The 12319-nt window shown below is 45.3% G+C and carries 8 protein-coding genes; 5 read left to right on the plus strand and 3 right to left on the minus strand.

All coding sequences use genetic code 11. The features are described 5' to 3' along the window. Positions 1 to 23: 23 nt before the first annotated feature. Positions 24 to 707 (minus strand): hypothetical protein, encoded by a 684-nt coding sequence (locus AC1DRQ_RS20795; RefSeq protein WP_477426661.1) that lies wholly within the window; start codon positions 705 to 707, stop codon positions 24 to 26. A 323-nt stretch (positions 708 to 1030) separates the two neighbouring features. Here AC1DRQ_RS20795 and AC1DRQ_RS20800 point away from each other — a divergent pair, with 323 nt between their 5' ends. Next, a complete protein-coding gene (locus AC1DRQ_RS20800; protein WP_477426662.1) occupies positions 1031 to 1330 on the plus strand; it encodes a GNAT family N-acetyltransferase in 300 nt (99 codons plus the stop codon). Here the strand turns inward: AC1DRQ_RS20800 and AC1DRQ_RS20805 are convergent. Beyond that, a complete protein-coding gene (locus AC1DRQ_RS20805; RefSeq protein WP_477426663.1) occupies positions 1327 to 2094 on the minus strand; it encodes an SDR family NAD(P)-dependent oxidoreductase in 768 nt (255 codons plus the stop codon). The two genes, AC1DRQ_RS20800 and AC1DRQ_RS20805, sit on opposite strands and share 4 nt — an antisense overlap. A gap of 411 nt (positions 2095 to 2505) precedes the next feature. After that, positions 2506 to 4221 carry an IlvD/Edd family dehydratase gene (locus AC1DRQ_RS20810; RefSeq protein ID WP_477426664.1) on the minus strand — a complete coding sequence of 572 codons (1716 nt, stop codon included), beginning with the start codon at positions 4219 to 4221 and terminating at the stop codon, positions 2506 to 2508. A 580-nt stretch (positions 4222 to 4801) separates the two neighbouring features. Here AC1DRQ_RS20810 and AC1DRQ_RS20815 point away from each other — a divergent pair. The 4 genes from AC1DRQ_RS20815 (at position 4802) to AC1DRQ_RS20830 (ending at position 12303) form a co-directional block, all read left to right on the plus strand. After that, a complete protein-coding gene (locus tag AC1DRQ_RS20815) occupies positions 4802 to 5410 on the plus strand; it encodes a DUF1684 domain-containing protein (RefSeq protein WP_477426665.1) in 609 nt (202 codons plus the stop codon). Positions 5411 to 6120: 710 nt separating this feature from the next. Beyond that, complete coding sequence (locus tag AC1DRQ_RS20820; RefSeq protein ID WP_477426666.1) at positions 6121 to 8544, plus strand: glycoside hydrolase family 31 protein; 2424 nt, start codon at positions 6121 to 6123, stop codon at positions 8542 to 8544. A 326-nt stretch (positions 8545 to 8870) separates the two neighbouring features. After that, positions 8871 to 11045, plus strand: a complete 2175-nt coding sequence (locus AC1DRQ_RS20825) for a carbohydrate binding family 9 domain-containing protein (protein ID WP_477426667.1) — start codon at positions 8871 to 8873, stop codon at positions 11043 to 11045. Positions 11046 to 11475: 430 nt separating this feature from the next. Next, a complete protein-coding gene (locus AC1DRQ_RS20830) occupies positions 11476 to 12303 on the plus strand; it encodes an IS110 family transposase (protein ID WP_477426668.1) in 828 nt (275 codons plus the stop codon). Positions 12304 to 12319 lie beyond the last annotated feature (16 nt).

The raw sequence follows: 12319 nt of genomic DNA on the forward strand, positions 1-12319 counted from the left end.
GTCAACTTATTAACATTATGTTATTATGGTTTAAACTTAAGGCAATTAGTGGCCCTATCAATGTTCTTAAAAAACTCGGGGTCTTTCTCGTTGGTAAAACAAACCATCATAATAGTACCGGTGTGGTTTCGCTGCAGGGTAATTAACAAGGCGTATTTATAATGCTTGGTAGCTGGCAGATCGAGCAGGTTAAGCAGATATGATTTACCGGCATCGGCATTATATCTGTCCAACACATTTTGCGGCATGTTACGTACAAAATAATTCCTGTCGCCCGTAAAAGCTGTGGCATGGGCCTTACCCATATCCAGGTACAATGAATCAGGATTTGCAAGCTGGCTGCTGCTATTATCGTTTTGCGATCGTTCGTAACTGGCCCAGTTTTCTTTTTGCGATTTTACCTGGAACCATACTTCAAAATCCTTATTCGGCATTTCCATGGCATAATCAAAAGAAAAGTCCTCATTATTTACCGCCGCTATCTCTTTAAATCCTTTTGGAAATGTAAAAGTAATGCTGGCCTGAGCTAAAAGCTGTGAAAACTCCTTAAGTTGAGCACTTACCGGGGGTGTATTTTTAATTCGTACGGGTACAGGCTTCCTTTTACCAGAACCTGGTAACTGCTGACGCTTTACTTGTGCACCACCGCTATTCGTAACAAAAAACAAAAGCACAAGCTGTAATAATATTTGCTTAGTTTGTTTCACGATAGCTTTCATTTTCAGCGAAAATACAATGTGCCTTAAAGTAACTTTATAAAAGTATAAATACAAATCAAAACTAATTAAAATTTAAAGAAATGAACAAAACGCAAACAAGCTACTCATTATTCATTTCAGTCACTCTACAAACGCATTATTGACCAATTTATTTAATTTTGGTTAATTATCACCAATAAAAAATATTTACAATTAGTGTTTTCAGCGCTTGTTTATACCTTTATTACTCATGTAGATGAGCTAACAAGGCACCAACACTGTATAAAAAGTATGTTATATATCATAAAAATACACTATATACCTGCAAAAATATGAAATACGAAGACATCCCACTTATAAATAACGAAGCCCTGCATAACTTTGAACTCACGGTTGAAGGTGTACGTTCATTTATTGATTATAAATTAAGAGGCGACAAGATATATTTGATACATACCGAAGTTCCTGTGGAATTGGAGGGCAAGGGGGTTGCATCGGCCCTTCTTGAGAAAACATTTACTTACCTGGAGCAGCACCATTTAAAGATCATACCGCTTTGTGCGTATATACTGGTATACCTCAAACGCCATCCCGAATGGAACAGGTTAAGGGCTTACCCACTTGAAGGTTAATATGGCGATGTGCTTACAGCGGTCCATCCGCCATCAACTACTATATTTTGCCCGGTGATGTGATTTGCCTGCGGCGATACTAAAAACAAAACAGCATTAGCCACATCCTGCACGGTAGCGGGCCGGCCCATAGGCGTAATACGCGACCACGTATCCTGGTAACCGGCATCTTCCATGGTGCGTTCGGTAAGGGTGGCGCCGGGGGCCACGGTGTTTACGGTGATCTGATAGGGCGATAATTCCACCACCAGGCTTTTGGCCAGCATTTCAAGTCCGGCCTTGGTCATGCCATATGCCGCCAGGTCCTTATGTGCCTGGTGCCCCGTTACCGACGACATGAACAATATACTGCCACCACTCTGTTGCTTAATGATCTGCCTTGCGGTTCGCTGGGCTAAAAAGAAACTACCCTGCAGGTTCAGGTTCATTACACTTTGTAAGGATGACGCCGGGTAATCTAAAAAATCGCCATATAAGGTGATGCCGGCATTGGCAATGGCTATGGTTAGTTTACCAAATTGCTGTACCGCCGTATCAATCATTTGCTGTATAAAATTTATATCGGCAGCATCGCCGGCTAAGTCGATACAATTGCCACCAAGCTTATTAATAGTTTCAGCAGCTTTAACTGCCAGCTCATCATCCACATCATTAATAAGCACAGCCGCGCCCTGCAGGGCTATTTGTTTAGCAATTTCAAAACCTATGCCCTGCCCTGCTCCCGTTACAATAGCTACCTGCCCGGTAAAATTATTAGCTGTCATTTTTTTATTTAGGTTGATACATTAATCTCCATTCAAGTCAAGTTCCCCTCTTGAGAGGGGGTGCGTCGGATAGTGCAGTTGCAGGGGTGTGTTATTATTCGCCCTAAAAAACACACCCCTCCACCCCTCTCAAGAGGGGAATCGCTCCAGCCCGCTGCGCAAAATCTTACTTTGCCAGACTTACGAAGTTTTAAAAACTTCGTAAGTCTGGCAAACAATCGACTCACCCGACCATCGCTGCGCTTGGTCACCCTCTCTTCGCCTGCGGCGGAAAGAGGGGATTTTTAAACGCTTTCTTTTTTCTTGCCCTCTTTCCAGCGAAGCTGAAGAGAGGACCGGCAAGCGTAGCGTTGCCGGGGTGAGTCGATTTATGAAATCAATCAGTAATTCAATAACTCATTAATTCAATAATTAATGCGAATCTCTCACCACTTCACTCCCCGATCCGCCTTTTAAAAAGTCGAAATCAGCCCCCAGGTGCGCCTGTTCCACGTGGGTTTGGTATAAATGCACATAACCACGCTTGGCTATATTGGTGCTCAATACAAGCTGTTCTTTTCTGGCTGCTATTTCTTCGTCGCTTACTTCCAGGTGCAAGGTCCCGGCATACACATCAAGGCTGATGATATCACCGTCCYGCACAATGGCCAGCGTACCTCCAACAGCCGCCTCAGGCGATACATGCAGCACCACTGTGCCAAAACCCGTACCGCTCATGCGCCCGTCAGATATCCTCACCATATCTCTTACACCTTTATCAAGCAGTTTTTTGGGGATAGCCATATTGCCTACCTCGGGCATACCCGGATAGCCTTTAGGACCAACATTTTTTAATACCAGCACGTTGGTTTCATCAACCTCCAGTCCGGGATCATTGATCTTGCGTTTATAATCTTCAATATCTTCAAATACAATGGCCCGCCCGGTATGGATCATTAACTCAGTACTTGCCGCCGATGGTTTTAGTACCGCGCCGTTCTCGCACAAATTACCTTTTAACACTACAATACCGGCCACCTCATTAAATGGCTTTTTCCAGGTGGCTATCATATCGCGGTTAAAACATTCGCTATGCTCATAATTGTGCCTCATGGGTTTGCCACTCACTGTAATGGTATCGCCATGCAATACCTCATGTAGTTCTTTCATTAAGGCAGGCAGTCCCCCGGCATAATAAAAATCCTCCATAAAATATTTACCCGATGGCTGCAGATTGGCCAGCAGCGGGATACGCTTGGCCGTAGTATTAAAATCGTCCATATTCAGATCGACCCCGATACGGGCGGCGATGGCCAGTAAATGGATAATAAAATTGGTTGACCCGCCAATAGCCGCATTTACGCTGATGGCATTTTCAAAGGCCTGCGGTGTAAGTATGTCTGACAGTTTAAGATCCTCACGCACCATATCCACAATGCGGTTACCCGACAAATGGGCCAGCACTTTACGGCGTGAATCGGCAGCAGGAATGGCGGCGTTTTCGGCCAGCGAAAGTCCTAATGATTCAACCATACAGGCCATGGTTGATGCCGTGCCCATTACCGCGCAATGCCCCCGGCTGCGGGCCATGCAGGCTTCGGCGGTATACAGTTCCTCATCGCTCATATGGCCCGCCCGGTGATCTTCAGAAAAACGCCAGATATCAGATGTTCCGATATCATGCCCGCGGTATTTACCCGTAAGCATAGCCCCGCCCGAAACTACAATGGTTGGTATATCAACGCTGCAGGCCCCCATGATAAGGGCGGGTGTTGTTTTATCGCAACCGCAAAGCAGTACTACGCCATCAAGCGGGTTTGCCCTGATGGATTCTTCCACATCCATGCTCACCAGGTTGCGGTACAGCATGGCGGTGGGTTTAATGAGGGTTTCGCCTAATGACATTACTGGGAACTCCACCGGATAGCCGCCCGCCTCATAAATACCATTCTTTACAGATTCGGCCAGTTCCCTGAAATGCGCGTTGCAGGGCGTCAACTCCGACCATGTATTACAGATGCCGATCACCGGCTTGCCTTGCAGCTGGTGCGCCGGGATACCCTGATTTTTCATCCAGGCCCGGTATATAAAACCATCCTTGCCCGTTTTACCAAACCATCCCCTGCTTCTAAGTGGTTTATTGTCCATAAGTTTATTGGTATTTTGAAGGTTCAATAAGCAAATATATATTTCTGTAAATCGTTTTAGGTAATAAATGGAAGATAAAAGTTGTTGGAGACAACTCCAACAACGGCGTGAGACAACTCCAACAACGGCTTGAATAACTCCAACAACGGCGTGAAAAATTGTGTTATGGAAATGATGCAGACGACTCACCCCGCCTGCACTTCGCGCGGCGCCCCTCTCATCGCCTGCGGCGGAAAGAGGGGGATGGAATGTTAATATTAATTTGTCATCCTGAGTTTTAAAAACCAGCGGTATCTAAAGATTAAATGACGTAGGGAGCGGATGGCTGCGCGATTCCCCTCTTGAGAGGGGTGGAGGGGTGTGTCCTTTTCATCGCACGTACAAACACACCCCTGCCACCCTCGATTTCTACGCGCCCCTCTCAAGAGTAATAGCCATGAAAAGACAGACGACGAGAATTAAACGCGGTATCGACTCTCCCCGACATCGCTGCGCTGGACCGGGTGAGTCTACCCGCTTTTACTCCCGCTCCCTAATGCTTCGCATTTTGTATATATTGCATTCATTAAAAAGAATGCCCATGATCATGAGATATCTCTTCGGACTGCTATTTATGGTAAGCCTGAACTGTTTTGGACAGGACTATAAAACGCAGATTGCCGATTACCGCAAAGGTTACATGAATGATTTCCTGAAGGATGAACGTTCCCCGCTAAAAAAGGATGATCTGCAATTTTTGCGTTTTTATGATGCCGACAGTACATACAGGGTAACAGCACAAGCCGAGGTTGTAATGAACGGACCTGCTTTTTTAATGCCGGTATTTAGCGGCGCGGGCCAGCAATATGAGCGCTATGCGGTGCTGAAGTTTATGCTTAAAGGCAAACCCATGCAGCTAACGGTGTATAAAAGTATTGCACTATCTAAAAACCCACTATATAGCGATTACTTATTCCTGCCGTTTACTGATGATACCAATGGTAAGGATACTTATGGGGGCGGCCGGTATATCGACCTGCGTACCGGCGACTTTAAAAACGGCACTGTAGTGATTGATTTTAATAAAGCCTATAATCCATACTGCGCTTTCGCAAGCGGTTATGCTTGCCCTAAGCCACCGGATGAAAACCGGTTAAGTATTGCTGTAGAGGTGGGCGAGAAGCTATTTGCAGGTGGTAAGAAACATTGATTTATTACCTATGAGGCCGCTTTTAATTATAGCGTGGCAATCCCACCATGTTTATTATTAAACAGTTCAATACCGCTATGGCCGTGGGGGCCTTTTACTTTTGTCGTGACAAAAGTAACAAAAACACTTTTTTTTGATTAGGCTTCTTTACCGCACAAGGCCTTTACCCGGCAAATCTGCCAGAACCACGGGCTGCAAAAAGTTGCCCCACTTTGTTCGCTCATTGGCCCACGCTTCAGCAAATATTTGCTATGCCCCATACAGCCGCGCAGGCCACCATTGTTCTGTCTGATTTCACCCGAAGCGAGCTGCGAGAAAAGATACAAGACTTTTAGAATCAGGAACCAAGAAAAAGAGAATCAGCAAATCAAAAATGCGGGTAAAGGCCTGACAGAAAAGCGGGCCTCGGTGTTTTGCCTGTGGGGGGAAGCTTTTTTCTGTCTTGATCTTTTGGTTACTTTTGTATCAAGACAAAAGTAACAGCCTCAGCGGCAACTGAGCGCTCTGCGTTGTTCTAATCTTCGCTCTGTATAGCATAGAGTTGCTTCGTCCCTCGAAAAGACGTAGGGAAGAGGGCGTTCCAGGGACTTATAAAAGGCCGTCTTCGCACTTTTCCCTCAAAAAAACTCTTTACAAATTAAAAAAAGTAACCTATATTCACATTTTCAAAGCAAGTGTTACTCTTACACTAATTATAAACCAATATACTGATGTTCAATATGATCAAAAACTTACTCCACCTAAATGTAAAAATAAAACAATCGATTGCGTTATTGTTTTTGCTGACAGGTTGCATTGCGACTATACCCGCAAATGCAATTGTTAAGTCCTTTAAAAAGGGTGCTGATGGCGTTACCTTTTCTTTGGATAAGGGACTGATGAAAGTATTGGTTCGCCGTGCCGATATTGTTGAAGTAAAGTACACCATATTTGATGCTTTTGAAACAAAACCATCCTTAGTGGTTAACAATAGCTGGAAAGCGCCAACCGCTTACCAGGTTACCGAAACCAAAACAGAGGTGATCATCACCACCGCTAAATTAAAGATTAAGGTAAACAAGGCCACCAATGCCATTACCTACACCGACTTAAAAGGCAACGTCATCACCGCCGAAGACCGCGACAATAAAACCATTACCCCGGCTACTATTGCGGGCATCAGCACTTATAACGTAAGCACACAATTCGTATCGCCGCAAAATGAGGGTTTGTTTGGTCTGGGATGCCACCCGCTTGATTCTTTATCTATCAACTATAAGGGCCGTAACCAGGAGCTGCTGATCAAATACCTTACAGGCGCTATCCCAGTGCTGCTATCAACCAAAGGTTATGGCCTGCTGTGGGATAACTATTCGGCCTCCAACTTTTATGGCGCCGAGGCCGATAATACCAAATTCAAATACGTATCTGAAAGTGGTAAACAGGTTGATTATCTCTTTTTTTACGGCCCGTCATTTGACCATATTATTGATCTGTACCGCACCGCCACAGGTCGTGCCCCCATGTTTGGCAAATGGGCCTTCGGCTTGTTCCAGTCGCAGGATAGGTATATGAGCGAGGATGAGATCATTGGCGTTAAAGATAATTACCGCAACAACCATATCCCGGTTGACGTAATTGTGCAGGACTGGTATTACTGGGATCCGTTGCCTATCGGTTCGCACGTGATGAAGCCCGAGCGTTACCCGCACCCGCAGCAACTGGTTGATGAACTGCACAAAGCCAACATTCACGCCATGATATCCATTTGGCCGGTATTTGGCAAAGGCACACCCAACTATGACGCCCTGGAAAAAATGGGCGGCTTAACAGATATTACCTGGGACAACGTAGTTACCCACACGTTTGATACTTACTACGATGCCCACAACCCCAAAGCCCGCGAGCTTTACTGGGACCAGGCCCGCGACAGCCTGATCAAACGTTATGGCTGGGACGCCTGGTGGATTGACCAGTGTGAGCCCGACAATGGCGCCCTGCAGGATGCACGCCGCCAAAGCAATTTCAGCATTGGTAAGGGGATCGATTATTTTAACACTTACTCCTTGCAGCATACCAAAGGCGTTTATGAAGGCTGGCGCAGGGATATCCCGGGCAAACGTGCTTTCTTTTTGGTAAGGCAGTCATTTGCCGGCGAGCAGCGCAATGCTTCCACCTTATGGTCGGGCGATATTGAGTGTACCTTTAAAGATTTTAAGAACCAGGTGCCGCAAGGTATCAATGCCTGTACATCGGGCCTGCCTTATTGGACCTCAGACATCGGTGGTTATCACTTCCACTGGAAACCTGCCGACTGGTCGCAGCCCGACAAGCGCGAACTGTTTACCCGCTGGTTCCAGTTTGGCACGTTCAGCCCCATATTCCGCATCCACGGCAAGGGCGAGCGGGCATTGTTCAGCAAAAACTGGGATGACAAAACCAAAGCTATCCTGTTAAACTTTGATAAACTACGCTACCGGCTGATGCCCTATATTTACTCACTGGCAGGTCGTGTAACTACCGATAATTATACCATTATGCGTTCGCTGGCCTTTGATTTCAGGAACGATAGTAAAGTTTACGGCATACCTGATCAATATATGTTCGGTCCGGCATTTATGGTGAACCCGGTTACCGAGCAATTATACACCTCGGCCGATGCCGACAGGAAAGCCAAGGCCCGCCAGGTGTACCTGCCTGCCGCCAGCAAATGGTACAACTTTTGGACCGGCGAACTGCTTGATGGCGGACAAAGCATCAGTGCTGCTGCACCTATCGAAATTTTGCCATTATATGTTAAGGCCGGCTCTATCGTTCCGATGGGTCCGCACATGGAATATGCCACCGAAAAACCAGCTGACAATTTAGAGCTGCGCATTTATCCCGGTGCCAATGGTTCGTTTAAGTTTTATGAGGATGAGAACGACAATTACAATTACGAAAAAGGCCAGTATGCCACTTTCTCTCTGAACTGGAACGACAAAACCCGCAAGCTCACCATATCCGATACCAAAGGCAAATTCCCTGGTATGCTTAAAAACCGCACGTTCAACATCGTGATGGTTAAAGGCGCGCACGGTGCCGATGTGGAGATAACTGATAAAGCCGATAAGGTGGTTAAATACGCCGGTAAAGGAATGGTGGTTAGTTTGTGATTCAGGAAAACAAAAAATAAATTAACACGTAAGAGAATGCGCATGCTCCGTTAGGAGCTACCCGTTTGTAGCCATAATTAAATACGAGCTTTTGCTCCGTAGGTGCAACCCAAAATATTCAGGTTGAAGGGTAACCTCTACGAGGCACGGCATAACCGGCATCCTTATCCTACAAACGGGTAGCTCCTAACGGAGCATCCAGCAATTAAATGAGTTTGAACTAAGTGTCTCCGGAATGTTACAGGGCAATTTTTTTTCAAACACATTTAATTACTAATTTACCCTCACATAAATCGATTTATCAACCCATCACACCAGCATTAATTTTGAACGTTACCCTTCCCCTATCGCCAGGAAAAATAATATTAATGCTGGCTTTGTTCCTGTTCGCTTTGCAGGCAAATGCCCAAAAAAAGAATGCCGGTTACCAGTACCACATCCGCAGGTCGGCCGGGCCTATCACTATTGATGGCATTATGGACGATGCCTGGCTCAAGGCAGATTCGGCCAGTAACTTTTTTATGGTTTTACCTATGGATACCAGCCGCGCCAAAATGCAAACCGATGTGCGCATGACCTATGATAATAACAACATTTACATCATAGCCACATGTTATACGCAAGGACCGGGGCAATACATGGTAGAATCCATGAAGCGCGATTTTAACTTTGTAAAAAACGACAACTTTATATTTTTTCTCGACCCTTTTGATACCCGTACCGATGGCTTCAGTTTTGGGGCCAACGCCGCCGGGGGCCAGTGGGATGGCACCATGTATGAGGGTGGTAAGGTTGATTTGAGCTGGGATAACAAATGGACATCTGTAGTAAAAAACTATCCCGACCGCTGGGTATTTGAAGCCGCCATCCCATTTAAAAGTATCCGCTACAAAAAAGGTGTTGACGTGTGGGGCATCAACTTTAGCCGCAATGATCTTAAAACTACCGAAAAATCAAGCTGGACACCCATACCCAGGCAGTTCCCTACCGCGTCGCTGGCTTATACCGGTTCGCTGGTTTGGGACGAGCCACCTCCTGATGCCGGTACCAATATCTCGATAATTCCCTACGCGCTGGCGGGGGTGTCTAAAGATTATCAAGCCAAAACCGGGGTCGCCTGGCGCAAGGAGATCGGTGGTGATGCCAAGGTAAGTCTTACCTCATCGTTGAATCTTGATCTTACCGTTAATCCCGATTTTTCGCAGGTGGATGTGGACCAGCAGGTGGTTAACCTCAATCGCTATGAACTTTTCTTCCCCGAAAAACGTCAGTTCTTTTTAGAGAACGGCGACCTGTTTGCCAACTTTGGTTATGCCGATATACGGCCTTTTTTTTCGCGGCGCATCGGGCTTAACGCCCCCATCAGGTTTGGAACCCGGCTTACCGGTAAAATTGATAAGGATTGGCGCGTGGGTTTAATGGATATACAAACCGGCGCATCAGATGTTGCCGCTACCCCGGCGCAAAACTATGGCGTACTTACCCTGCAGCGCCGTGTTTTTGCACGCTCTAATATTGGCTTTATGTTCATTAATAAAGATGCTACAGGCACGGCAACACCCGGCAACCAATACAACCGTAATGTGGGCATGGAGTTTAACCTGGCATCGTCAAATAACCTGTTAACGGGTAAGCTGCTGGCTATAAAATCATTTACCCCGGGATTAAAGGGGCGTGATGTGGTAGCAGCCGGTCACCTCCAATACCTCAGTAAATACTGGACAGCTTATTTACAGGAAGAGTACGTTGGCAAAAATTATACGGCCGGTGTTGGGTATGTGCCGCGAACGGGTTACAACAAGATTAGTCCGCTGTTGCTGCGTAACTTTTTCCCTAAATCAGGAGCTATTTTAAGCCACGGTATACAGCTTACTTCTAACTATTATTTCGACGAAAGTTTTAAACGTACCGATAACGAAAGCACGCTCGCCTACCTCATTACCCTGCGTAACCGCAGCACGTTTACCCTATCAGCTATAAATGACTATATCAAACTGCTGGTACCTTTTGATCCAACCAATACCGGCAAAACACCTTTGCCCATCGGCACACAAAACCATTGGAACACGGTCGACGCCCAGTTTGCTTCAAAACCCCAGGCCCTGTTCACCTATCTGGCCGAAGCTGCCTACGGTGGCTATTATCAAAACGGTCACAAAACAACCATCATCGGGCAGTTGGGATACCGCTTTCAGCCTTATGTAAACATTGCCATAAACAGTTCCTATAACGACCTGCGCCTGCCCCAGCCTTATGGCAATACCAGTTTTTGGCTGGTTGGTCCGCGTACCGATATTACCATTAGCAACAAGCTTTACTTTACCACCTACGTACAGTATAATGGGCAAATTAAAAACATTAACACCAACATCCGGATGCAATGGCGCTACAAACCCGCGTCTGACTTTTTTATTGTTTATGGCGACAACAACACCCCTTCGCCGTTTACCGTCAAAAACCGCCAGCTGGTTATTAAGTGGACTTATTGGTGTAATATTTAGATTAAGCGTGGGGGGCTTAACACTATGTTATTGGAACGATGCACACGTGGCACGGGTGCTTGTGAACTATGCAGTTGGCTCTGTATACTACGAGATTGCCACGCTGCGCTCGCAATGACATGTTTTTTGTTTGCCAGTTCTCCACGCGTCATTGCCTTTAGATTAGCTTCAACAAAATAATATAGGTTATTATTATTGTTGAAGCTTTCTTTTTGCTTCTTTTTCTTTGTTAATAACCTTGATTTTTGTGGAAAAAGTTAACAACGGTAAGGGTTCATTATCGTCATTGCCAGGCTTAAAGGCCTATGCCTCGATTAAATCCCTTACCGCTTGTTTTAAACTGTGACATCAAATAGAAATTAGAGTTTGGAAGGCTCATTAGTAAGGCTGTAAGCTGCAGGGCTTTTCTATAAACAATGCTGTTTTCTGCATGGAGCATACCGGCATTTACAGTAATCACCTGTTATCCTGTTTGTACCGGAAGAAAGCGAACATTTGTTTAGAGTCAGCTACCCAGATCAAAAAATCACTTGGCAACCTCCGGGGTAAAAACGATAAGGTTGATTCGATGCGGATTGCTACCTATGCCTATAAAAACCGCGATGAGCTTCGTTTATGGTCACCCAGGCGGGAAGAAATCCTGCAACTGGCCCATTTGTCATCTACCCGTTCAAGGCTTATAAAAGCGAAAAAGATACTCAAAACACCACTTAAAGAGTATGGTTCTTTTGTCAAAAAGAAAGCAGTCAAACAAAATACAGACGTATGTAACAAGGCGCTGAATGGTATTGAGGCCAGTTTAGAGAATGTAGAAAAAGCGATAATGATCCTCATTAATGCGGACCCTGAACTGAAACGTTTGTTCACTTTAATTACCTCTGTAGTTGGGATCGGCAAAGTCACAGCCGTACAGCTATTGGTCACCACCAATGAGTTTAAAGACATTAATAATGCTAAGTCATATGCCTGCTATGCAGGCTTAGTTCCTTACTTTGAAGAATCCGGCGTATTCAAAGGCAAAGGCAGGATCTCCCATATGGCCAATAAAAAAGTAAAAACACTTTTGCACATGGCTGCATTAGTAGCCATTCAGTATAATGATGAGTTAAGGCTTTATTACGAAAGGAAAGTCAACGTCGAGAAGAAGAATAAAATGAGTGTCATAAACGCTGTAAGAAATAAACTTGTACAACGTATTTTCTCCTGTGTAAGACAAAATAGAAAATATGAAAAAAATTATCTCAAATTAGTTGCTTAGATCATAGAAATCGAGG

This window comes from Mucilaginibacter sp. P4_E8, from assembly GCF_056401495.1.

What these genes read in the sequence shown, in the direction of transcription:
- AC1DRQ_RS20800 (WP_477426662.1), top strand. Translation starts at nt 1,031, where the DNA reads ATGAAATACGAAGACATCCCACTTATAAATAACGAAGCCCTGCATAAC.
- AC1DRQ_RS20830 (WP_477426668.1), top strand. Translation starts at nt 11,476, where the DNA reads ATGGAGCATACCGGCATTTACAGTAATCACCTGTTATCCTGTTTGTAC.
- AC1DRQ_RS20815 (WP_477426665.1), top strand. Translation starts at nt 4,802, where the DNA reads ATGATCATGAGATATCTCTTCGGACTGCTATTTATGGTAAGCCTGAAC.
- AC1DRQ_RS20805 (WP_477426663.1), bottom strand. Translation starts at nt 2,094, where the DNA reads ATGACAGCTAATAATTTTACCGGGCAGGTAGCTATTGTAACGGGAGCA.
- AC1DRQ_RS20820 (WP_477426666.1), top strand. Translation starts at nt 6,121, where the DNA reads ATGTTCAATATGATCAAAAACTTACTCCACCTAAATGTAAAAATAAAA.